This window comes from candidate division TA06 bacterium (genome assembly GCA_004376575.1).
Lineage (GTDB): Bacteria > Hydrothermota > DG-26 > E44-bin18 > E44-bin18 > E44-bin18.
This window is the reverse complement of the sequence record SOJN01000122.1, coordinates 1-22,415: the sequence shown is the minus strand read 5'-3', so window position 1 is coordinate 22,415 and position 22,415 is coordinate 1. Positions and strand designations below refer to the sequence as shown.

22 protein-coding genes are annotated in these 22,415 nt (G+C 50.1%); 20 read left to right on the top strand and 2 right to left on the bottom strand.

Annotated features, from left to right (window positions below; translation table 11 throughout):
• Positions 1 to 330: 330 nt before the first annotated feature.
• The 3 genes from E3J62_10085 (at position 331) to E3J62_10075 (ending at position 4,598) form a co-directional block, all read left to right on the top strand.
• Positions 331 to 981 (top strand): hypothetical protein, encoded by a 651-nt coding sequence (locus tag E3J62_10085; GenBank protein ID TET44546.1) that lies wholly within the window; start codon positions 331 to 333, stop codon positions 979 to 981.
• A gap of 126 nt (positions 982 to 1,107) precedes the next feature.
• A complete protein-coding gene (locus tag E3J62_10080; GenBank protein ID TET44545.1) occupies positions 1,108 to 2,793 on the top strand; it encodes a hypothetical protein in 1,686 nt (561 codons plus the stop codon).
• The gene (locus E3J62_10075; GenBank protein TET44544.1) at positions 2,790 to 4,598 is read left to right on the top strand and encodes a hypothetical protein; all 1,809 of its coding nucleotides are present in this window, start codon (positions 2,790 to 2,792) and stop codon (positions 4,596 to 4,598) included. Before E3J62_10080 ends, E3J62_10075 begins: the two co-directional genes overlap by 4 nt.
• 15 nt (positions 4,599 to 4,613) lie before the next feature.
• On the opposite strand, the gene mazG is transcribed toward E3J62_10075, so the two are convergent.
• Positions 4,614 to 5,372, bottom strand: coding sequence for a nucleoside triphosphate pyrophosphohydrolase (gene mazG / locus E3J62_10070; GenBank protein ID TET44543.1), 759 nt, complete (start codon positions 5,370 to 5,372; stop codon positions 4,614 to 4,616).
• Between mazG and alr the strand changes: the two genes are divergently transcribed.
• The 5 genes from alr (at position 5,366) to thiL (ending at position 10,147) form a co-directional block, all read left to right on the top strand.
• On the top strand, positions 5,366 to 6,601 hold the full coding sequence (alr, locus tag E3J62_10065; GenBank protein ID TET44542.1) for an alanine racemase: 1,236 nt from the start codon (positions 5,366 to 5,368) through the stop codon (positions 6,599 to 6,601). The genes mazG and alr overlap by 7 nt on opposite strands.
• Positions 6,602 to 6,651: 50 nt before the next feature.
• Positions 6,652 to 6,972, top strand: coding sequence for a DUF1844 domain-containing protein (locus tag E3J62_10060; GenBank protein TET44547.1), 321 nt, complete (start codon positions 6,652 to 6,654; stop codon positions 6,970 to 6,972).
• Complete coding sequence (locus E3J62_10055; GenBank protein ID TET44541.1) at positions 6,969 to 8,048, top strand: LysM peptidoglycan-binding domain-containing protein; 1,080 nt, start codon at positions 6,969 to 6,971, stop codon at positions 8,046 to 8,048. The genes E3J62_10060 and E3J62_10055 overlap by 4 nt, the downstream gene beginning before the upstream one ends.
• A 65-nt stretch (positions 8,049 to 8,113) precedes the next feature.
• Positions 8,114 to 8,923, top strand: a complete 810-nt coding sequence (panB, locus tag E3J62_10050; GenBank protein TET44540.1) for a 3-methyl-2-oxobutanoate hydroxymethyltransferase — start codon at positions 8,114 to 8,116, stop codon at positions 8,921 to 8,923.
• A 243-nt stretch (positions 8,924 to 9,166) separates the two neighbouring features.
• Positions 9,167 to 10,147, top strand: coding sequence for a thiamine-phosphate kinase (thiL, locus tag E3J62_10045; GenBank protein ID TET44539.1), 981 nt, complete (start codon positions 9,167 to 9,169; stop codon positions 10,145 to 10,147).
• Positions 10,148 to 10,506: 359 nt separating this feature from the next.
• On the opposite strand, the gene E3J62_10040 is transcribed toward thiL, so the two are convergent.
• Entirely contained in the window at positions 10,507 to 12,405 is a 1,899-nt protein-coding gene (locus E3J62_10040) for a hypothetical protein (protein ID TET44538.1), read from the bottom strand.
• Positions 12,406 to 12,496: 91 nt separating this feature from the next.
• Here E3J62_10040 and E3J62_10035 point away from each other — a divergent pair, with 91 nt between their 5' ends.
• From E3J62_10035 to E3J62_09980, 12 genes are all read left to right on the top strand, one after another.
• A complete protein-coding gene (locus E3J62_10035; GenBank protein TET44537.1) occupies positions 12,497 to 12,844 on the top strand; it encodes a LapA family protein in 348 nt (115 codons plus the stop codon).
• Entirely contained in the window at positions 12,829 to 13,362 is a 534-nt protein-coding gene (locus E3J62_10030; protein ID TET44536.1) for an NTPase, read from the top strand. The genes E3J62_10035 and E3J62_10030 overlap by 16 nt, the downstream gene beginning before the upstream one ends.
• The gene (locus tag E3J62_10025) at positions 13,359 to 14,531 is read left to right on the top strand and encodes a hypothetical protein (GenBank protein TET44535.1); all 1,173 of its coding nucleotides are present in this window, start codon (positions 13,359 to 13,361) and stop codon (positions 14,529 to 14,531) included. The genes E3J62_10030 and E3J62_10025 overlap by 4 nt, the downstream gene beginning before the upstream one ends.
• Before the next feature lie 70 nt (positions 14,532 to 14,601).
• Positions 14,602 to 15,270, top strand: coding sequence for a deoxyribonuclease V (locus E3J62_10020; GenBank protein ID TET44534.1), 669 nt, complete (start codon positions 14,602 to 14,604; stop codon positions 15,268 to 15,270).
• A 42-nt stretch (positions 15,271 to 15,312) separates the two neighbouring features.
• Positions 15,313 to 15,504, top strand: a complete 192-nt coding sequence (locus E3J62_10015) for a hypothetical protein (GenBank protein TET44533.1) — start codon at positions 15,313 to 15,315, stop codon at positions 15,502 to 15,504.
• Positions 15,505 to 15,522: 18 nt separating this feature from the next.
• Positions 15,523 to 16,245, top strand: coding sequence for a TIGR02253 family HAD-type hydrolase (locus tag E3J62_10010; GenBank protein ID TET44532.1), 723 nt, complete (start codon positions 15,523 to 15,525; stop codon positions 16,243 to 16,245).
• Positions 16,187 to 16,579 carry a holo-[acyl-carrier-protein] synthase gene (gene acpS, locus E3J62_10005; GenBank protein TET44531.1) on the top strand — a complete coding sequence of 131 codons (393 nt, stop codon included), beginning with the start codon at positions 16,187 to 16,189 and terminating at the stop codon, positions 16,577 to 16,579. Before E3J62_10010 ends, acpS begins: the two co-directional genes overlap by 59 nt.
• Positions 16,580 to 16,592: 13 nt before the next feature.
• Positions 16,593 to 18,155: an NAD(P)H-hydrate dehydratase gene (locus tag E3J62_10000; GenBank protein ID TET44530.1), complete on the top strand. Its 1,563-nt coding sequence runs from the start codon at positions 16,593 to 16,595 to the stop codon at positions 18,153 to 18,155.
• 46 nt (positions 18,156 to 18,201) lie between these two features.
• On the top strand, positions 18,202 to 19,773 hold the full coding sequence (locus E3J62_09995; protein TET44529.1) for a hypothetical protein: 1,572 nt from the start codon (positions 18,202 to 18,204) through the stop codon (positions 19,771 to 19,773).
• A gap of 25 nt (positions 19,774 to 19,798) precedes the next feature.
• A complete protein-coding gene (locus E3J62_09990) occupies positions 19,799 to 21,067 on the top strand; it encodes a bifunctional folylpolyglutamate synthase/dihydrofolate synthase (GenBank protein TET44528.1) in 1,269 nt (422 codons plus the stop codon).
• Positions 21,067 to 21,555, top strand: coding sequence for a hypothetical protein (locus tag E3J62_09985; protein ID TET44527.1), 489 nt, complete (start codon positions 21,067 to 21,069; stop codon positions 21,553 to 21,555). The genes E3J62_09990 and E3J62_09985 overlap by 1 nt, the downstream gene beginning before the upstream one ends.
• Positions 21,556 to 21,790: 235 nt before the next feature.
• Entirely contained in the window at positions 21,791 to 22,294 is a 504-nt protein-coding gene (locus E3J62_09980) for a cupin domain-containing protein (GenBank protein ID TET44526.1), read from the top strand.
• Positions 22,295 to 22,415 lie beyond the last annotated feature (121 nt).

The following is a 22,415-nucleotide window of genomic DNA, read 5'->3' as shown; positions in this document are numbered from 1 at the left end:
CCTGAATGTATGGAGTAGCGCCGCTTGCGGCGCGCTAGGTTAGCGCCCATTTCCAAGAAAAGGGCGCAGGTATCACATGGAGGAAGAGAAAAGTCAGACGCAACATCAGAACAGACGCAGAAAAGAGTGCGGTAGAGCAATCCCAATGGCAAACAAAGACATAGCACCCCATTGCCAAGCACTACCGCCAACTGATTTGGAGAAGAGCCGACATTTTTAATTTGCAAAAAACCTGACATTTTCTACTTGCCATGACACAGCTAGTATAGATCGATTGACACTGTGCCTGTTCCGGGTTATCATTTGGCTCTGAAGAAGAATGGAGGACTTGTGAGAACCTGTGTTGTTGCACTTATCCTTCTCATCTTGCCATGTTTCGCTTCAGCGGATGTCATCCACCTGAAGGATGGTACACGTCTGGAAGGTGAGATTGAGACTATGGATGAGGCTGAGATAAAGATTCGCCTTCCATACGGGATTCTAACAGTGAAAAGGGAGGAGATACAGAGGATCGAGTTTGGGGCGCCCGAGGAGGAGCCGGAGAAGAAAGAGCCTGAGCCAGTCAAATTAGAGGAGCCCAGAAAGAAAGAACCTGAACCACCGAAGGTGGAAGAGCCACAAGTTGAGCCTTACCCGATAGAAAAGGTGGTGGCAGAGCCGAGAGGAAGAAAGAATCCCCCCACCGCAGCGGCTCTTGCAATAGTGCCTGGTGGAGGTTATGTATATCTGAGGCGCTGGGACCTGGCTCTTGCAGCAGCGGGAGCAGAGGGGGGGCTCGCCGCATGGGGAGTCTCTTTGTTGAGTGACGATGAGGAGGGGAACAATTCCACTGCTTACGTCGTTCTAGGCTTTGCGGGGCTCATCAAGGTCATAGAGGTGTTTGATAGCTATGATAAGGCCGTGGAGTGGAACAGGCCCCTGGGCCTTGAAGTGGGGCAGAGCGGAGAGTCTCTTTTTCTGGGTTTGACCGCGAGTTTTTAGTCCGAAAAATAGCATACTCTGTCACGTTTGGTTCCCTAACCAAATATGGTTAGGGACTTGGAGTTTAAGTATCTCAAAAACTTCTTGACATAAATCATTCTTTGCTATATTGTTAGGGCACTTCGTATGAGGAATCTGGAAGCAGGGTTGTTGTGTCTATTGCTTCTAGCAGGCTGGTCCGGCCCATCCTATGGGCTGCCGGGGATGAAAGGGATGAGGGGAACGTTCAGAGTTGTTTCCGGGGACGTTGAGCCCCACGGCAATCAATCTCTGAACCTGTGGTTTGACTACTGGCGCAAGGCCTCTCCCTCTACTCAGGAAGAGATGAATCTGAAGATGGCTCTGGCAGCCGTGCCGCGACCGTCTGCGGAGCTCTATTTGACCGGAGGTGTGACGAGAGCCCAGAACCTCGGGTTGGCTCCTGATGAGGGACTGGTGGGTCTGTCCGATACAGAAGTTGGGTTCAAATTCGCCCCGCGGACATTCTCTTCCTTCAAATCCGGAGTGAACATCTATCTAACTCTTCCCACAGGCAAAGATGAATTCTCTTCTGGGCGGATGGGGGCCGGTGTGCTGGCAATCGCAACATACGACTTCAAGGGCCTTGAGTCTTTCATACCGATACGCGTCAATGCCAACCTCGGCTACCACCATTCAGGGAGAAAAGAGAGCAATGCAGTTCCAGTGGGGGTCTCGCTCGAACTTCCTACCAGGTTTTTTACTCCAATAGTAGAGGTCACTTCAGAACAGCTTCTTCAAGAGAAGCTGGATTGGAACCAATGTCCGCTCAGGTTCACTCAAGGGGTTAAGGTGACGCCAACACGCCGGTTTTGCTTCCATGTTGGATACGACATAAATCTGGCGCAGGAAAGCCTTAGATACCTGAAGGCAGAGACTTATGACTGGCGTTTCTTTTTCAACCTCACACTATCCAGGTCCCTTGGAGGTCTGGGGGTTGAGCCCGGCGCCATATCCGGGGCTGTGAAGGATAGGACCACTGGCGAACCCATCGCCGCAAGAGTCTCAATAAAAGGGTCTGAGGCAACGATAGAAGCTGACCCTGTGACGGGTTACTACGTTATCAAGGGATTGAAGCCGGGTCTGGTGAGCATGATAGTGGAGGCAGAAGGATACAATAAGAGGGTCGTTCCCGCTTTTGTGAAGCAGGGAAAAACTGTGGCGAGGAATATCAGGCTGACCCCTCAAAAGAGGAAGTCATGGGTGAGTGTGGTTGTCACTGATATGAAGACAGGCGAGCCTGTTGGAGCGGATATTCTTCTCCAGGGAAAAAGCCGTAAGGAGGCGCGGACAGATTCAAGCGGAAATGTGGAAGCGCTTGAGCTTGCTCCCGGACGATACAAGCTGATTTGCGATGCGAGAGGATACCTCAGTACATCAAAGGAGCTGACAGTTGGCGCGCATAAGACAGAAATGGTTTCGATTTCGCTTCTGAAGATGGGTGAACACATGGTGGTGAGTGGGGTCAGTTTTCTTCCGGCTACAGCCAATCTCAAGATTGAATCTTATGAAGGGATAAAGAAGGTCGTCAGTCTAATAAAGAGCAATCCAGGGGTGAAGTTTGAAATCGGTGGGCATACAGACAAGTCTGACTCCCCCGAGGCCGACCTGTTTCTATCTGAAAAGAGAGCTTCAGTTTTCAGGCGGTTCTTGGTGAATGGATACAATTTCGATGAAACATCTCTTGTGACAAGGGGCTACGGAGGAGAAAAACCCGTTGCTGACAACTCAACCGAACAAGGGAGATCTAAGAACAGGAGGATAGAGATAAGGGCTCTAGGAGAGGCCGAATGAGAAAGGTTTTGACACTCCTGCTGGCTCTGCTGGTGCCCAGTTTCTGCCATGGGGCTGCGAGCATGATTGGCGGTTCGGGGCTCTTCAAGCTCCACAGCGCCAGGTCTTCTCCACGCGGCGTCTTCACCGTAATTCTGAACGGCGAATACACACAGGATGACTACTCCAGGAGAGATTGGGGGCTGACTGAGGCTGACACCTTGGACATGGCAGATAAGCATCATTACTTTGAATCGAGGTTCGGGCTTAGCTACGGTATCTTTGATTTTCTGGAGTCGTACCTAAGACTCGACATGTTGGCAAAGTATGATGAGCAGAGTGACCAGGTAAGAGAGAGGCCGGACACCTACTCCGGTGGTCTGAGCAATTTCGGGCTCGGCTTCAAGACCTGTGCGCGAATCTTCGAAAGCGAGGAATCTGGCATAGCAATCATTCCTGGCGCAAGGGCTTATGTGAATTTCGGCCTTTTCGGGGTACCTTCAGAAGATGATGAACTGGGCCGGTTGGGATTCATCCCTTCAGTCGGCCATAGCCCGGACATGGGCATAGATTTGCTTGCTGATCTTGAGGTGAAACCCCTGGCAGTTCACGGCAGCATTGGATATCTGGGTGTTGGAAAAGCGAAAGATGAGGCCTACAGTCGGAATAATGAGATTCACTGGGGAGTGGGAGCAGAGATTCAGGCCGGGCCGTATGTGGGGATCGTTGGTGAGTTGCTTGGAGAAAAGCTAATAGATAAGCCGGAGTGGGCTGCCGATACGCTATGGATGTGCCCCGGCTTGAGATTCTTCACACCTGTGGGCGTTGTCTTCGATTTCGGAGCTGAATTTGCCCTGACAGATTTCGACTTTGTACCAGACGACAAATCCGATGGAACAAGCTGGAATGTAGTCTTCGGACTCTCGGTAACTTCGCAACTCATAAAGAAGAAGCCGGAACCTCCCCCGCTAGAGGTTGCCGGGAAGGTGACGGACAAAGAGACCGGAGATCCTCTGGGGGTGGTGATCACATTTTCGGGAGATACGATTAAGCCCATCTTTTCAGATCCTGAGACGGGCCTTTACAAAATCTACCTGAAAGAAGGTGGGGTGAGGATAAGAGCGTTCAAGAAGGGTTACAGATGGAAGGACAGGGTTGTTCCGCCGGATAGCGAGGGAAGAGTGGTGATCGATTTCGAACTCTCGAAGAAGGTGTCGGCAGAGGGTGTTCTGACCGGAGTGATAAGGGACTCAGGCACACATGCACCTGTAGGAGCAGATGTTACAATGATTGATGTGGCAGGCTGTGCTACGACGAGCGATTTTCAAACCGGAATCTACAAACTCACCCTTCCTGCGGGTACACACAGTGTGAGAGTCAGCGCTCAGAACTACAGAGAAACGGTTCTTCCTGCTGTCGTTGAATCGGGCAAAACCGTTATTCAGAATTTTTCGCTCAAGGCTGAAAGAGTGATGAAGAAAGGAAAGCGAGTTATCCTCACAGGGATAGTGTTCGCCTCCGGGAGTGCGACGATTGCCTCTTCCTCATACCCCGTTCTGCAGACTGCTCTAGAGACATTGAAGGGAAACCCCACGGTCAAAGTAGAAGTCGGAGGTCACACGGACAGTGTGGGGTCAGCCTCATCAAACATGAGACTCTCGCTGGCCCGGGCCAATGCGGTTCGTACCTGGCTGGTAAGTAGGGGCATATTACCGGAAAGGCTCACCGCAAGGGGCTATGGGGAGAATGCGCCTATTGCGTCCAACAAGACCAAACACGGGAGGTCACAGAACAGGCGAATAGAGTTTGTGGTGCTGTCGAAGTAGAATTGATGGAGGATGCTATTTGATTTTGGTCCAAATCTCGTCCATCTTATGAAATGATGTGTTCTGGGGAATCTTCCCTTTGCTTTGAAGTTCTTTGAAAACCTTTTCGAGCCTCTGCTGGAACTTGTTGCAGGCTGCAAGGAGTGCAGACTCAGGTTCTACCTTGAGCATGCGACAGATATTGACTGCTGTGAAGAGCAAGTCTCCTGATTCTTCCTTTTGCTCCTCCTGAGTCTTTGCCCGTTTGAGTTCCTCCATCTCCTCGGTCAGTTTCTCGGCCATCTCATCCAAAGATGGCGGATTGAAGCCGATCTGGATAGCCCGGTCATTGAGGAGCACAGCCTTCTTGAGCGCTGAATCTTTTCTTTGAGTCTTCTGCTTGATTTGCTCCCAGCGCTCCACGACCTGCTGGCTTGAAGTCAGTTTCTCCTTGCCAAAAACATGAGGATGCCTCGTCTTCACCTTATCGATTATTCCGGATAGTACTTCGTTCACTGTAAATTGTTGAGACACTTCACAGTAAAGGAGGACCATGAGAAGGAGGTCTCCCAGTTCTTCCTTCAGCCTTTCCGGGTCACCGGATTCTACTGCCTCGGAGGTTTCTAGGGTTTCTTCTAGCAGAAAAGGCTTGAGAGATTCGGGGGTTTGCTCTCTGTCCCAGGGGCATTCCTTCCTAAGTCTGCCAACTAGCTGAGAGAGTATTTTGAAAAGGTCTTGCTGTTCCTTATTTTGTTCTTTCAAACCCATCAAGAATATGGTATTAGATAATGTCAACAGTTACAAGTCAAATCCTATATAGTGCGGATATAGAGGCCGTGACAAAGCTTAAGAACAATCTGAAGAATGGAAGAGCTTGGGTAGAGATAGACCTGGACCGGCTGAAAGAGAATTTCAGGAAGGTGAAGGAATGGGTCGGTCCTGACAAGAGGATTCTTGTTGCGGTAAAGGCCGATGCGTACGGTCACTCCAGCGTTGCTGTGTCCAAAGCACTTGCGGTAGAGGGTGTATCTGTGCTGGGAGTGGCAAGTCTGGAGGAGGCTATTGAGATCAAGAGGGGTGGGGCAGGAGTTCCGGTTCTCATATTGAGTCCTTCTTCTTTCATAGAGATACCTGAGATCGTCACAGAAGGGTTCACCTCAACTGTTTCAAACATTGAATATGCGCGCAGGCTCTCTGGTGTGGCAGAGGCTATGGACAGGAAGATGAAAGTTCACATTGAGGTCGATACGGGCATGGGACGGACGGGGGTCAACTATTCCGGCGCGGCCGATTTCATTCAACAGGTTTGTGAGTTGGATTCTATCCAGGTGGAGGGAATCTTCACGCACTTCGCCAGTGCAGAGGCGTCTGATAAGACCTTTGCCCTGGAGCAGCTCAAAAGATTCACACAGGTGCTTGAGGATCTGAGGTCAAGGTCCGTGGAAATCCCTATGGTTCATGCCGCCAACAGCGCATCTCTTCTGGACTTGAGGGAAAGTCACTTCAACATGGTAAGGCCAGGACTTGTCATCTACGGCATGTACCCTTCAAAGTGGGTCAAAAGACAGATTGATGTGAGGCCGGTCATGACCTTTAAGGCGAGAGTTGCTCACCTTAACAGTATCCGCAGAGGCGAGACAGTCAGTTATGGAAGGACTTATACGGCTCCGAAAGATTCTACTGTCGCAGTGGTATCTGTTGGATATGGGGACGGCTATTCGAGGGCTCTCTCCAACAAGGGTGAGGTTCTGATAAGAGGAAAGCGTTTCAACATAGTTGGTGTGGTATGCATGGACCTGACAATGGTTGATGTGACCGGACATCCAGAAATTCGTGTTGGCGATGAGGTGGTTCTGATAGGGAGTTCTGGCGAGGAAGAGATCAGTGCAGATGAGTTAGCCAGGCTTTCCGGGACGATCACCTATGATGTCACTTGTTCTGTTGGCCCAAGAGTTCCCAGGGTTTTCATAAAACAGGGAAAGGCTGTCAGAGTGAAGTCCCTGGTTGGAGTGGAGGAGCTTTAAACTTGTTGCGCAGAGCGGAAAGGAAAAAAGATGAGCAGGAAAAAAGTGGAGTGCCCGAAGCGTCATTCCCATCACTCATTCTCACGCTCGCGGCAGGTGCGCTCCAGTACATGGGTCTGGTTGAGAACCCAGTAACCAAGAGCAGAGATAAAGACATGAAGCTTGCAAAACACACCATCGATACGCTTGGAATGCTCATGGAGAAAACGAAAGGCAATCTTCAAAAGGAGGAGAAAAAACTGTTAGATGAGTTGCTATATGATTTGAAGATGAAGTACGTGAGGGCTAAAGGGAAAGAAGGAGACAGCAAGGAATCAAAGGAACGGGAGCAGGCTCAAGAAGTCAGCTCCAAAAAGAAGGAGGTTGGATGATGAAGAAGTGGATAGAAGTCCCAATCTTTTGTGTGATACTGGCGCTTGTCTGTGGAGTTCTTGCTCAGGAACAGACGAGGGTGCACATTGTGAAGAAGGGTGACACTCTCTGGGATCTGTCTGGATACTACATGGAAAATCCATTTTTGTGGCCGGACATATATGAGGCGAACACTGAAAAAATCGACGATCCGCACTGGATATATCCTGGGCAAGAGTTTATGATACCGCCTTTCTATCCCGGTGTTCCGGAGGTAATCCCTCCGTCCGAACTTCCGCCCGAGGAACTCCTTCCTGAGGAGCTTCCCCCTCCAGAAGAAGCTGTGGCCTTGCCGCCAGTCTCTAGAATAGAGTATCGATTGCCGGTTGTGGCGAAAGAACTGGCATATGAAGGAGGGTATCTCGCCAGAGATGTGGAGATATTTGGCGGATACATCCTCGACTCTGATCCACCCAATGTTAAGAACCTCACTTCTCACATGCTCATATACATTGACAGGGGCACCGAGGACCAGGTGAATGTGGGAGACAGGTTCACAGTGTTTCGTGTGGGTAGAGGGATAAAGCATCCAAAGACTGGTGAGTATCTTGGAAAGATGGTGAGAATACTGGGAGTAGTCAGGGTAACAGAGGTTAGAGATAGGACATCGCGTGCTGTCATCGAGCGGTCATCTGAGATAATCCACGTGAAAGATAGGATTAAGCCCTACGAGCCTGAAGAAATCCCGGTGGGAGAGATACCCGAACCGACCGATGAAATGGTAGAGGGTTATCTTGTTGCTCGAAAAAACCATCTGGGTACTTTAAGACCCTTTGATATCGTCTATATCGACAACGGGTCGTTGGGCGGACTCCAGATAGGCGACGTGTTTGAAGTCTACAGAACAGGCAAATGGAAAAAGGATCCAGACACAGGAGATAAGGTCCAGCTTCCAGACGACATTGTGGGTGGCCTTCAGGTGCTGAAGCTGAAAGAGAATTCTGCTACTGCATATATGATAAGTATTAACGGACAGCTAGATGTTGCTCGTGGGGAGACGATTCGGCTGATATCAAGACTACCGAGTGGGGGATAACTGGATTGACTGCAACCCCCTCATCTACAAAAGAACAAAGAGTCACCATTAAGCAGTTGCACTCAATGAAGCAGAAGGGGGAGAAGGTAGCCCTTCTGACCGCCTATGACTACCCTTTCGCTCTCATAGAAGACTGCGTGGGAGTGGAGCTTATTCTGGTGGGCGATTCGATGGGTATGACGGTACTGGGATATGAGACAACTCTTCCGGTGACTATGGTGGAGATGCTGAATCACACCGGAGCGGTCGCCAGGGCAGTGAAGCGGGCAATGGTCATTGGTGACATGCCTTTCCTTTCGTACCAGACGTCAACTGCTGAAGCCGTCAGGAATGCAGGCAGGTTTCTTTCCGAGGCTGGGGCTCAGGGGGTAAAGATTGAGGGGGGAGTAAGGGTGAAGGATAAGGCGAAGGCGATAGTGGATGCAGGCATACCCCTCCTTGGCCACATCGGCCTTACTCCTCAGTCTGTTTGTCAGTACGGTGGATTTGGAGTACAGGGGAAGAGTGCTGAAGAGGCAATAAAGCTCGTGGACGATGCCAAGGCCTTGGTCGAAGTTGGCGCGTTTGCAATCATAGCTGAATGCATTCCAGCACAGGTTACCCAACTTCTTCTTGAGGAAGTTCCAGTTCCCGTATATGGGATTGGAGCAGGCGAATGCGATGGCCAGATTCTGGTAATCCATGACTTGATAGGTCTCTTCGAGCAGTTTCTGCCTAAGTTTGCCAAGAAGTATGCGGACGTCTCCAGCATTGCTAAGGACGCGGTCCAGAGCTACGTGGAGGATGTCAAGGCCGGTAGATTTCCCGAAGTGGAGCATCAGTTCAAAATAAAAAAGGAGGAACTGGCCAAACTCAAAAGCCTGCTGAAATCTTGAAACCACGAGATTCACACGAGATTAACACAGAAAAACACTGATCTCTTGACAAAACCATAAATGAAGAATCTTGTGGTAATCCTTGCCCCCCGTAGCTTCGGAGGGCAGGTATGTCTTATATGTGATGGTGTAAAGAGTTGTCACCCTCCCTTTTATTCCCTCCCTCAAGGGAGGGAAGGGGTTGGGTTTCGTACTTCGCGATTCCTACCTTGTACTTTTGTGTACAGCTTATAGCTTGAGTTAATGATGGATTTGAGTGAACTTGGTGAGCAGGGGCTGATAGAGCGGATTCGCAGGAGGATCGGGCGCAAGAGTCAGGACATTGTTGTGGGCATTGGTGATGATGCCTGTGCTGTCAAAGCCTATTCGGCTCTGTTGACCCTGATCACAACTGATGCGTTTGTTGAAGGTAACCACTTCGACCTTTCCTATTTCTCCTTCAAAGAAGTTGGCATGAAAGCAATGGCGGCCTCCATCTCTGATGTGGCAGCGATGGGCGGAGTCCCGAGGTACTGCGTGGTGTCTCTCCTGTCCCCACCCACAATATCAGTGGCGGATGTGGATGGCATATTGGATGGAATTGAGGAGTCCTGCGATGAGTACGGAGTGGAGCTGGTTGGGGGAGATGCGGTGGGTTCAAAGAGTCTGGCTATTTCCGTCACTGTGATAGGTGAAGTTGAAACTGAAAATATCGCTCTTCGTTCCGGAGCAAAACCTGGTGACTCTATTTTCGTTACAGGTGATCTTGGCGCATCAGAGGCAGGTAGGCTTGTTCTGTCCAGGGGCCTCGACCTTGACGAGGATGTTCGAGCATACATTGTAAAAAGACACAGTTCACCAATCCCACGGGTCAAAGAGTCCAGGGAGTTGGTCCGGAACCAGGGCATCCATTCTATGATTGATATATCTGACGGCCTAGCCATTGACGCAGGGCATATCGCACAGGAGAGTGGTGTCAAGCTGGTGATAGCTGTGGAGAGCTTACCAATCTGTCCCCAGGTTCATACCGTCGCTGGAGCTTCTTCTGCTACCGCTCTTGATATGGCTCTTTTTGGCGGAGAGGACTTCGAGCTGCTCTTTACAGCTGCCGGGCTTGACCTGAAAGAGGTTGGCAGTACACCCATCACCAAGCTCGGGCAAGTTGAGGAGGGCAGCGGAGTCTTCCTCGTTTCTGCTGACGGGACCGAATCTCCACTTCTACCTGAGGGCTTTAAACACTTCTAACTCGCTGTACGCTGTAAGAGAAAATCCTAATATCTAATCCCTAAATCCTAAACAAATCCAAAATCCCAAATACGAAACTGAAGCCGGAATCCCGTTTTGGACATTAGATATTGTTTACCCCGTTAGATAATGAGCTGCGATTTCATAGAACGAGTTCATACACTGTGCAAGATATCCGTTTGCTACACTACTCCCACCTCTTATTAGATCTATCTAACGGGGTGAAGTGCTTAGAATTTCGGATTTAGGATTTCTCAGCAGAGAGGGAGGTCACGCCCATTTGGTGCAAGCACTCTAAGATAGAGAGAAAAGGGGCCCCTGTTAGAGGGCCCCTTTCGTCGCGCGTTTTAAGCCAGAAGTTATTGCGCGAGAATCTTGAAGTCGATTCTTCTATTCTGTGTCCTTCCGGCTCTTGTTCTGTTGTCAGCGATCGGCGAAGTCTCTCCATAACCTCTTGCTGTCAGTCTCGCAGCGTCAATTCCATGGTCGACAAGATACTTGTAAACGGAATTCGCTCTTGCTTGGGAGAGGCGCATGTTATATGAATCCGAGCCCACACTGTCTGTGTGACCCTGCACTTCCACTCGGGCCTTGGGGTTCTTTCTCAGCAAATCGACCGCGCGGTCGAGGACCGGATAGCTTATCGGTTTTATCGTTGCCTTGCCGGTGTCGAAAGTAATGCCCCTCAGCGTTATCTTTCCGCCCTTCTTCAGAAGCTCGAAGTTCTGCATGAATGTTCTGTCCTTTTCGACGATGACCGGCAGGGCCTGGGGTATGTATCCGTCTGCGACTACCTCCAGAGTGTATGTGCCAGGGGGAACGGTCACCTTGTATATACCAGTGCTCAGATCGCTGGCTATCTTCGGAAGCTGGGTCCCGGGAAAACTCAAGTTAGCACCGACAGCCTTACCTGATGAAGCGTCCGTAACCTTGCCAGTGACATGCCCCTTAGCCACCACCTTCCTAACCAAAGCCACGTCCAGAAGCGCGGTTTTCTTGGGAACGACTTGTACAGGGACGTCTTTTGACCTGTACCCTTTCTTCGACACCCTGATTCTGTAAGAGCCTTCCTCGATTGTAATTTTGTAAAGGCCTGTCGAAGGGTTGCTGGTTGTACTTTGCACAGCAGTGTCGCCCGGGAAACTGATTGTGGCTCCCAGGGGTTTATCTGTCTTTTTGTCGTAGATCTTGCCGGCAATTGTTCCCGTCTCAGGAGCCTTTGGAGGCACGATGAAATCGTACACATTCGAAAGGCCAAAATGGATAGCCCATGGTGGGCAAGTCCCAACGCCAGTTGTCACATACGATTCTTCGTCTATTGGAGTAGTATTCTCGCTGGAGACGCGGAAGTCGCCTCCGAGGTCAAATGCTAATCCGACTGGTGTCGAGAACCTTAAGCCAGGGCTTATCCTTATGGGGGGATTTCCATAAATTTCCTCAGAATCGTGTATCCACTGCTCTGTGGTAATCTCTATGAAGGGTGTAATGTAGCCGATCTGAACCTCCGTCCCGAAACCTGCCACCAGTTGGTTGGCTATCATGTCAGGCACGAAGGATCTGTATATGTATCCGGCGTTCGCATGGAAAAGCACGGGAGTCTCTCCAGGAGACCTGAATGTAAATAAGAGTCGACCACCACCGTCATAACCATTGGAAGAGAAGAACCTGAAGACTCCTCCCTGGTTTTCAAGAATGTCGCCGCCGGACTGTGTCAAGACCGTGTCCCGCTTTGTTCCTGTGGGGAATGATGCGAACGCATCCAGGCCAAGGAACACTTTGCTCTCGGACTCCGAGGAGAGAAGTGGCCAGGTCAATTTGGTTCCAACCTGCATGTCTCCGAGGCCGATTGAACGTCTATTATCATACCCCATGTAGGGGCCTATCGGAGACCGGCTGCGCCCACTGACGTTTTCTGTTTCGACGGCATCTCCGATAAAGTGGCCCCCGAAATACAGTGACCAGATGTCGAATATGGCGTAGGACAGGGAGATGTACAACTGTGCCTGCCCATATCCGTCTGTGGCGCCGGCGGGGAAAGTGTCTACTGTATCGCTACTCACATAGCCGGTATCCAGAGATGGTTGGGTTGCAAACAAATGAAGATTCATGCTGAAACTGCCCATGTCTTCAGGGTCTGCGCTGATGACCCTGAAAAGGCCCTTAGGCCCGTACATTGATGGTGCAGTAAAGCCAAACTGTGCTGAAAGGAGTACAAGGAGCACCCCAGATATCAGACAAACCTTTCCTCGCGTCACCATACCCTCCTTAATCTACTGTTCTATTCGATTTGACTTTTCCTCGAACTTCTTACCGATTCTCACCTCCCCTCTCTAACTCAGAGTATTTTAGATGAGTTTGTGGAGCTGGTCAAGGCCGATTTCCAGATTTGACTTGACTAACGAATGGAGTTTTGTTATCCTAAACTCGTTCAGGGACTATACTTGGAGGTGTCAGGTGCGTGTGCGGTTGATAATTGCCCTGATCATAGTGGCTCTGGTCGTGGCTTTTGCTCTCCAGAATCTGAGCAGGAGTACGGTCCGTTTTCTGGGCTGGGGTTGGGATATCCCTACCACTTTTCTTCTTCTCGTCACATTCATAGTAGGTCTGATTGCGGGGTGGATCCTTGCTGCATTGGGCAAAAGGGGGCAGCGGAGGGAAGAGACGAACACCGAGGAGTCCAAATGGGCCGGGAAGTGAAGAATCTGCTCATAATGGGCAGACCAGGTGTGGGAAAGACAACACTGATAAAGGCCGTAGTAGGCAGGTCGACAAGAGAAAAGACGGCCGGCTTTTTTACCCAGGAGGTGAGAGAAGACGGAAAAAGGACCGGATTCAAGATAGAGACCCTGGATGGCAGAGCAGGCGTTCTTGCCACAATTCTTGCCGAACATGGGCCAAGAGTTGGCAGATACCGGGTGAACCTGAGAGACCTCGAAAGAATAGGGGTCACTGGTATTGAAGAGGGCCTGGCCGGTTGCGATTTGATTGTGATCGACGAGATAGGGAAGATGGAGCTTCTCTCCAAGAGATTCAGGGATGTTGTGAAAAAGGCGTTCGACTCGGACGCGAGAGTTCTTGCGACCGTCAAGATTGGGCGACAGGGATTTATAAAGGAGTTGATTGAGAGAGGAGATACGGAGGTCCTAACGCTGACTGAGGCAAATCGGGAAGCGGTTGCTGAGACTGCATTGAATTTCCTGGAGGGAAGAAAATGAGTTCTATTGAAAAGGCTGATGAGAAAGAACAGAAGATAGATCATCCTCTTCCTCATTTTCTGGTGAAGTCAAAGAAGGAACTCCACGGCTGGTACAGGGATGAAAGAGAGTGCACCTCTGAGAGAATGCTCATAAACCCGTACAACGGTTGCTCAAACGGATGTGTCTACTGTTACGCAAAGTCCTACGCAGGATACTTCAAAAGGTACAGAGAGACAGGTATGGTAACAGTATTTGAGGATTTTGATTCGGTGATAGCATCACAACTGGATTCACTGAACGTAGCGTCGTGCGGTTATTTATCCCCGGTAACAGACCCCTTTCAAAAACTGGAGGAGACCTACCAGCTATCTTCAAGAATTGTGAGAGAGTTCGTTGAAAGAAATATTCCCATAGAGTTCGTTACCAAGTCTCGTGTTCCCGGAAGTGTACTGGATATGATGGCCGAGCAGGAACACTCCTTCGGCCAGGTATCGATAACCACCAATGATGAAGGTAAGAGACAGCTCATGATGGGAGAGGGAGCGACTACCGAACAGCTCTTCGGACAGGTTTCAGCCATAAGGGGTAAGGGGCTACACACCGTGGTGAGGATTGACCCGATCGTTCCTCTAGTTACAGATTCAAAAGAGGAACTGAGCGACTTGGTTTCAAAAGCAGCCGACTCTGGTGCATGCCACATCGTGGCTTCAGTGATGGATGTCCCCATAGGGATGAAGCAAATCATTCTTGAGACAATGGGAGTATTTGGGACTAGCGTGATACTAGATTTGGAAAGACTGTACAGCGAGAAGATATGTGGATACTTGAATGCGAATGTCGCTTACAGAAGGAGGATATTCGACCACATGAGGAGCCAGTGTGACAAGAAAGGTGTCACGTTCGCTCTTTGCATGGAGTTTGAATTGTCAGATGGTGAGCCGGTGGGGTTGAACAGCGAATTCATGAGCAGCACAAACTGTGAAGGGATCGACATCCCCATATATGTGAGAGATGGAGATAAGTTCAAGCCTGCCACAGACTGCAAGGGGAATTGCCTTTCCTGCGCGGATGCCAGTTGTGGGATAGAAGAGCTGGCGATGGCCCGGTCGCCGGATACGAAGAAAGTATTCAAGCTGGCCGACTATCGTCGGTGGTCCAGATTCATAAACACGGAAAAAACGCCTTAGTTATTTGATGTTGGAGGTCAAGGGAGTTGGCGGCTAGGTGTGAAGATACGATTATTGTACGGGTGAGACGGTGACAGTCGCTGAGCACCATCGATGGGATGTTTCCCCGGCAGAAGCCAGGCAGATTCAGGAAGAGCTGGGCAAAAAGGTCAGGATTGTTGACGGTTTCGAGAAAGTGAGGCTGATTGCTGGTGCTGACATTGGTTTCCGAAATGGCTGCGCTACAGCCGTTTGCATTGTGATGAAGTTTCCGGAACTCGAAGTAGTAGAGGAGGTGATGGTCAAAGGAGAAGTTCGGTTCCCCTACGTACCCGGTCTTCTTACTTTCAGGGAGGGACCACTTCTTCTCAATGCCCTTTCCAGGTTGGGGAAGACCCCAGATGTCATATTGTTTGATGGGCAGGGCATTGCCCATCAACGGGGCCTGGGCCTTGCTGCACACATGGGCGTGCTTCTTGGATGGCCTACCCTTGGATGCGCCAAGAGTAGACTGGTCGGTAAATACAAGGAACCAGGGACAAGAAAAGGGAGTATGTCGACGCTCATGTACAAGGGCAATCGAGTCGGCTCAGTAGTGAGAACAAGGACAGATGTAAGGCCGGTCTTCGTGTCACCCGGCCATCTGGTCAGTTTCGCGTCCTCGGAGGAGTTGGTTCTGAAATGTGCCACCAAGTACAGAATTCCAGAACCGACCAGGATAGCGGATATCAGCTGCAGAAAGGGAACGCGGTTGGTTTGACGGGGTTCAGAAAGAATAGTCCTTTGACGGGAGGAGGCTAGAGTGGAAGAGCGATATCCGATTTGCTTGGAGTGCGAGAAGGGTGTTCTGGTTCCACTGTCAGACTATGGCAGGGAGGGATCATCCATCATGTACAAGGCGTGGGTATGTACCAATCCTGGCTGTGGCTATCATCTTAGAATTGACAACGGGGAGATATCAATGGGTAAAGAGATCCCCGTTTCTAACAAGTAGCACCGGTTAAGGAGTCATATGGTAAAGGCTGTTATCTTCGATCTGGATAACACGCTTGTTGACTTTATGCGGATGAAAGAGGAATCTATAGATGCTGCCATTGAGAGCATGATAGACGCAGGCCTCAATATGTCCAAGGACGAAGCACGGGACAAGATATATGCAATATACAAAAAGGAAGGCATAGAGTATCAGCAGGTCTTTGACGCGTTTCTGGAAGAGGAGCTGGGAGAGATAGATTACAAAATCCATGCAGCCGGGATCGTTGGCTACCGGAGGGCGAGAGAGGCAGCCCTGGTATTGTATCCTCATGTGAAACTCACGCTGATGGAGCTGACCAAGAGAGGGCTGAAGCTTGGTGTGGTTTCCGATGCTCCCAGGCGCCAGGTCTGGCTGAGGCTTTGTGATCTTGGTCTGGAACACTTTTTTGATGCAGTGGTTGCGTTTGAGGATACCAACGTGACTAAACCGGATCCCGCGCCTTTCAGGAAGATCCTCAGTCTTCTTGGAGCCAAACCCGAGGAGGCTTTGATGGTAGGGGATTGGCCAGAGAGAGACATACAAGGTGCTTTGGATCTGGGCATGAAGACTGTCTTCACCCGATATGGGAACACATTTGGCACTGAAAAGTCGGGCGCTACGTACGACATAGACGACGTGTATGAGTTAGTGGGCATAGTTGATGGGAATAACTCCAAAGGCAGGGGAAGAAGAAATTCAAGTAGGCATAGATCTGGTTGAGGTGGGTAGAGTACAACGCCTCATCGAAAAGTGGGGAGAGAGGTTCAAGAGAAGGGTCTTCACAGACGGCGAGATTGCCTTCAGTGAAACATTGAAGAACAAATATCAGTCCTACGCAAGCCGGTTCTGCGCCAAGGAGGCACTACTGAAGGCAATCGGTACGGGCCTGTCTCACGGGGTCAGGTGGAAAGACATGGAGGTGGTTGATGACGGCCGTAGAAAGCCATCCTTTTCTTTGGAGGGAAGGGTGGCCGAACTGGTGGGGGAAAGAAGGGTCACCTTAAGCCTCTCGCACACATCGGAATACGCAACTGCGATTGTGATTCTGAGCTAAAGGAGTTACCTGGATGAAGTTAGTCACAGCAGAGCAGATGAGAAGTATAGATACCAGGGCGATAGAGGGTATGTCCGTTCCTGGGGTCGTACTCATGGAGAACGCAGGCCGCGGAGTATTTTCGGTAATAGAAGAAGAGGTTGGAGAAGTAGAAGATCTCTCATTTGTGATTATCTGTGGCAAAGGGAATAATGGCGGGGACGGCTTTGTTGTTGCCAGGTTCCTGAAGAATGCAGGTGCAGCGGTCACATCGTACTTGCTTGGAGGGAAATCAGAGGTCAAGGGGGACGCAAAGACTAATCTTGATATTGCCCTTAAAGCGAAAATAGAAGTGGTTGAGATGAAGAGCGAGACTTCCATTTCAAAACTGGAGGAAGGACTCAATAGTGCGGATGTTGCCGTGGATGCAATCTTTGGAACGGGGTTCAAAGGGGCAGCGGGCGGTCTTCCTGCAAAGGTTATCGAGGTTCTAAACCAATTCGAGGGAATAGTGTTTTCAATTGATATGCCATCCGGCCTTGACTCCACTACCGGCCAGGCAGAAGGGCCATGTGTTGTGGCCGACGTGACTGCGACTCTCTGTCTTCCCAAAAGAGGATTGCTGCTTTACCCAGGAAGGGAATGTGCAGGAGATGTTTATGTTGTTGATATTGAGATACCTTCTATAGCCATAGAAAAGGAAAAGGTCAACGTTGAACTGATCGATGAGAGCTATGTTCAAAGCGCTTTGCCATTAAGGCCACGTGGCGCTCACAAAGGGAGATTTGGTCACTTGCTTGTGGTTGCAGGTTCTCCGGGCATGACTGGCGCGGCTGCACTTGCCAGTATGTCAGCTCTAAAGGTGGGATGCGGACTGGTAACTCTCGCAATACCGGTGAGCCTGAACGATGCGATGGAAGTAAAGCTGACAGAAGTGATGACACTTCCACTGCCGGAGACTGAGTCCAGAACCCTTGCCCCGGGAGGCCTTGATGCTATTCTTTCATTCCTTGAAAAGTCAGATGCTCTGGCTATCGGTCCCGGCCTTTCTACAAATCCAGGTACGGGCCAGTTGGTTCTCAAGCTTTTGTCCGAAGTCAAATGCCCGACTGTTGTGGATGCAGATGGACTCAGCTGTCTGTCATTTGATATGTCTGTCATTCGGAAGTGCAAGGCGCCACTGGTGTTGACTCCTCATCCGGGTGAAGCCTCGAGGCTCATTGGTATCGCTGCTTCTGAAATAGACAGGGAGCGGATAGACTACGCAATAAGTCTATCGAAAAGGTTTTCTTCCGCCGTGGTTCTCAAAGGAGCGCCAACTGTAGTGACCAGTACGGAAGGTCTTGCTTATGTCAACCCGACAGGGAACTCAGGGATGGCTACAGGAGGCTCTGGTGATGTCCTGACCGGGATGATCGGAGGATTTCTCGCTCAGGGTCTGGAAGGCATTGACGCGTCAAGGATTGCCGTCTATCTTCACGGTCTGGCTGGTGACATAGGTGCGGAGCGAGTGACTGAGTACTCCCTTGTTGCCGGTGACATAATGGAAAACATCTCTCTGGCCATAAAAGAGTGCTTGAGCGAAACCCTCGCATGAATGGACAGGGCCACGAGGATATAGCCCGCTCTCCAATAAGGAAAGATTGAAACCCAACAGGTTCATTCTTCTTATCTGGATCGTTTTCTCCAGCTTGATAGTCTTCTCTGCTGAAGCCACTCAGTACCTGCCTGAAGATTGGGTCAGCTACACCGACCTGCGCTATATCACATCAATAGCTGTCGATTTGAGATTCGTTTACTTCGGGACAAGAGATGGGATATGTGTTTATGACAAGTTGAAAGAAAGATGGGGTGATCCGATCACAACAGGGGACGGACTGCCGACAAGAAATGTGGATGTGGTTGGGATTGATGTGTACACAAATAACCTTCTCGTTTCTTCCGGCTCAAACATATACTCCTACGCGAGCACATTGGAGGATTGGGAGTCATACGAAATGGAAGGAGTTGGAGGCTCCTTCACCTCCATAGGGGTTAACGCGGAGTACATCTGGGGAGAGGGGCCGGATCTCAAAATCAGGTTTGACAAGATTACCCGCAGCTGGGTCCCAGTGGACCGCTTTGAAGACGACATAAAGTGGTTCGGGAAGAGGGGAGAGGTGGATATTAAGAAACCCCGATATTCTTTTCTCGCGCCCTTCTATATTCCGGGGAGACATTTGGAAAGGTATAACATGACGGCTGCTGTTGAGGATGGTAAGATTCTCTGGGTTGGCACAGAGGGTTATGGCTCCTTCAAGTACGACCTTATTGATTTGACAAGTACGCACCTCTTGATGGGAGTTGCAGGAGGTGGAGTAGATGCAATGTACCTGGACGAAGGGACTTTGTGGTTTGGAGGCAAGGCTGTTGATGCACCGGCAGTAACCAGATGGTGCGAGACTGACAGTAGCTGGGTTTACTACGACAAAGAGAATGACGTTGGCCTTTTCTCTAACAGAATCAGCGTTATTGTTGCTGACAGCAAATACGTGTGGCTGGGGACAGAACATGGGTTGACTCGTTTCGACAAGAAAAAGGGGATTTTCAAGACCTTCACCGTTTTTGATGGTCTTCCTCGGAATGAAGTGACTGCCGAACTTGTCCATGGGGACAGCCTCTGGGTCGGTACAAGTTACGGACTGGCGGTGATGGACGTGTCCTCATCTGACTTCACAAGGATGACTCAACTGAAGGTCAGGATAAACCATCTGGCAGTTTCGAATGAGAGTCTCTGGGTAGCAACTTCAGAAGGTGTCTTCATCCTGGATATCCAATCGGGCAAATGGTTACAGTTTAAGGATCCAGAAGGATTGCTTGAAGTGAGTACTAATTATTTGCTTTTTGACAGTGGCAAGATATGGTTTGGAACGTGGCGTGGCCTTATCAGCTTTGACATGAGAAGCAAAACATGGAAGAGGTTCACTTATCCTGTGCACCTTCCAGACGAGAAGTTGAGGGTGTTGGCCGCCGACGAGAAGAATCTCTGGGTGGGAACAGGTTCTGGTGTGGCGCACCTCAGGAAGGATATCGGTGACTGGATTAAGTATGATAAGAGAGACGGTCTAATTGGAGAAGAAGTGAATGCGATTGTAATCCATGGTGATTATGTTTTCTTCGGAACAGATGAGGGTGTCACGAGGTTTTATTGGAACGACCCTTTTCTTGTAAGATAGCCTCTAACCAGTTAGAATTCCCTCTATGAAATACGAGAACTGTCTGGAGGAGTTGTACTCCCTGGTCGACTACGAGAGGTTGGTCGAGTACCCACGGGAGTTCGATCTCGCCCGGTACAGGGGCTTTCTTGAAAATGTGGGCAGTCCACACAAGGGGCTGAAGAATCCAATCATAATAACCGGGACAAAGGGAAAGGGTTCTACAGCAGAGATCCTTTCCTCCTGTCTCAGGGCATCAGGCCGGAATGTGGGCATATTCACCTCCCCCCACCTCATCGAGGTAAGAGAAAGGATAAGAGTTAACGGAGAAAAGATTCCCGAAGAGAGGTTCTCATCCATCTATGAAGAGATGAAGCCATTCATAAGAAGAGGTGCTGGCGGATACAGAACCGTGTTCGAGGTTCTGACAGCGATCGCATTCAGGTTTTTTGCAGAAGAAAGGACAGACTACACTCTTCTCGAGGTGGGATTAGGAGGCAGGAACGATGCCACAAACGTGGCCAATCCCATTCTTTCAGTCGTGACCCCCATAAGCTTGGATCATACTCATGTCCTTGGGGATTCGATTGCGGAGATTGCGGACAGAAAGATGGGGGTTGCCCGAAAAGGGATTCCTGTGGTGTCTGCTCCGCAAACAGAGGAAGCGCTCAAGGTTATAGAGGCGAGGTGCAGAGAGCTTGACGCGGGACTCAAGCTGGTAGGAAGAGATTTGAAATACGAGGTTGTCCAATCCGACATTTCAAGCTCCAAATTCAAGATAGAAGGAGAGACTTATTCTCTTCCACTTCTGGGCGAGCACCAGATTGAGAATGCCGCGACCGCCTATCTCACTCTGAAGACACTCAACGAGAGTGTGTCCGGAGAGGGTTTCAGCAATGTAGTTCTAAAAGGAAGGCTCCAGATTGTCGAGCGGGATCCATTTGTTGTTTTGGATGCAGCGCATAATGCTCACTCCGCAAGAGTTCTAGCCAATTCTGTACGAAAGCTCTTCAAAGGTAAAAGGGTGAAAGCAGTGATTGCAATGACGAAGAAGAAAGATCATCAAGGGTTCGCAAGAGAACTGGCTCCAGCCCTTGATCAGGTATACCTGACAAAGGTTGACTTGCCGCGTTCAATGGCGCCTGAAGATTTGGCTTCATCATTCAAGGGGCTGGTCGGGTCAGTGGAGGTCGTGGAAGACAGCGGTGAGGCATTCCGAAAAGCAAGAGAATCAGCCAGTGTGAATGAACTGATTCTGGTGACAGGATCCTTCTATCTTGTCGGCCGGATTCTTGCGGAATACGAGGAGGACTGATGCGTGTATCCTTAAGGCCTGTGATGGTCGTCGCAGGTGTGTGTTTGCTGATTGTCATTGTAGCACTTCTTTTTAGATTCGTGTTTGTGAGTGACGAGAGAAGAATTGAGATGACCCTGAAAAGGGCGATTGAGGATATAAGGAATGAGAAGGTGGATGAATGCATGAGTCATATAGCAGTGGCTGAGTGGGATTCGACAATGGTGATGAGAGAGCAATTGAGGGGACTCCTGGAGGGAGGTTTTGATAGATTCGATAACATAAGAGTCCTCTACGATTCGTTTGAAGTGAATGTACAGGGCAAAAGAGCAGCGGCCACCTTCAAGGCGAAGGTTATCGCTAAATATGAGGATCAAGTCATGTTACTTCTTGGGACTCTGACTGAAGGAAGAGAGATCAAACTCGGCTTCGTCAAAGAAGGCAAGAAGTGGCGGATTTACTCCATAAGCGGAATCGACATTCCAACTGATGTGTTTGACGAACTCTAGACAAGCTGTCAGCTATCAACTGGGGACAATTGTAGGGGCCTATTGCCTGTGCTGCCCGTCCCGAGCGGAGTCGAGGGGAGAAGGGCAATACGCCCCCCAGTGCAAAAGAAGAGACTGTCATTGCGAGCCCCGTGGGGGCGAAGCAATCTCGGGATTGATTTACAACTGATAGAGTTGACTTGGGAAGACACGCAACGGAAACGCATTATTGACCCCAAATCTACCAGGAGGAAACATGAATGCTGACATTCTCATTGAGAAGCTTGGTCTTCAGCCTTTGCCGGGCGAGGGTGGCTTCTATAGAGAGACCTACCGTTCGTCGGAGCAGGTTCCAGCGTCCGCCCTACCCGACCGGTACAGTTCAGACAAGCACATCGGGACGGCAATCTACTATCTGTTGACTCCGGACACTTTCTCAGCAATGCACCGGTTGCCTACTGACGAAGTCATCCACTTTTACCTTGGAGACCCGGTGACGATGCTCCAGCTTCACCCGGACGGCACAGGTAGGACGATAATCCTCGGGCATGATATCCTGAAGGGGCAGGTAGTCCAGTGTGTAGTGCCCATGCAAGTGTGGCAGGGGAGCTTTCTTGCAGAAGGGGGTCGATTCGCCCTCATGGGCACAACCATGGCTCCAGGGTTTGACTTCTCGGATTTTGAGCCGGGCGATCGAGCGAAACTAGTGGCAGAATATGAGCAGTACGCAGATCTGATCAAGCGCCTCACAAACAAGTAACATACCAACAAATCCACTAGATCCGAAAATGGAAAATGGGACCCGTACGCGATACTTTGTCATTGCGGGCATATTACTCAAGAATGTGGCCTGTTTGGTCATGTCGGACACAGGCGAAAGT

Bases quoted from the DNA above. Each gene is read 5' to 3' on its own strand.
- E3J62_09985 (TET44527.1), top strand. From the start codon at position 21,067: ATGCGTGTATCCTTAAGGCCTGTGATGGTCGTCGCAGGTGTGTGTTTG.
- E3J62_10055 (TET44541.1), top strand. From the start codon at position 6,969: ATGATGAAGAAGTGGATAGAAGTCCCAATCTTTTGTGTGATACTGGCG.
- E3J62_09990 (TET44528.1), top strand. From the start codon at position 19,799: ATGAAATACGAGAACTGTCTGGAGGAGTTGTACTCCCTGGTCGACTAC.
- E3J62_10080 (TET44545.1), top strand. From the start codon at position 1,108: ATGAGGAATCTGGAAGCAGGGTTGTTGTGTCTATTGCTTCTAGCAGGC.
- alr (TET44542.1), top strand. From the start codon at position 5,366: ATGTCAACAGTTACAAGTCAAATCCTATATAGTGCGGATATAGAGGCC.
- E3J62_09980 (TET44526.1), top strand. From the start codon at position 21,791: ATGAATGCTGACATTCTCATTGAGAAGCTTGGTCTTCAGCCTTTGCCG.
- acpS (TET44531.1), top strand. From the start codon at position 16,187: ATGGGAATAACTCCAAAGGCAGGGGAAGAAGAAATTCAAGTAGGCATA.
- E3J62_10040 (TET44538.1), bottom strand. From the start codon at position 12,405: ATGGTGACGCGAGGAAAGGTTTGTCTGATATCTGGGGTGCTCCTTGTA.
- E3J62_10075 (TET44544.1), top strand. From the start codon at position 2,790: ATGAGAAAGGTTTTGACACTCCTGCTGGCTCTGCTGGTGCCCAGTTTC.
- thiL (TET44539.1), top strand. From the start codon at position 9,167: ATGATGGATTTGAGTGAACTTGGTGAGCAGGGGCTGATAGAGCGGATT.
- panB (TET44540.1), top strand. From the start codon at position 8,114: ATGAAGCAGAAGGGGGAGAAGGTAGCCCTTCTGACCGCCTATGACTAC.
- E3J62_10030 (TET44536.1), top strand. From the start codon at position 12,829: ATGGGCCGGGAAGTGAAGAATCTGCTCATAATGGGCAGACCAGGTGTG.
- E3J62_10000 (TET44530.1), top strand. From the start codon at position 16,593: ATGAAGTTAGTCACAGCAGAGCAGATGAGAAGTATAGATACCAGGGCG.
- E3J62_10025 (TET44535.1), top strand. From the start codon at position 13,359: ATGAGTTCTATTGAAAAGGCTGATGAGAAAGAACAGAAGATAGATCAT.
- E3J62_10010 (TET44532.1), top strand. From the start codon at position 15,523: ATGGTAAAGGCTGTTATCTTCGATCTGGATAACACGCTTGTTGACTTT.
- E3J62_10035 (TET44537.1), top strand. From the start codon at position 12,497: ATGAGTTTGTGGAGCTGGTCAAGGCCGATTTCCAGATTTGACTTGACT.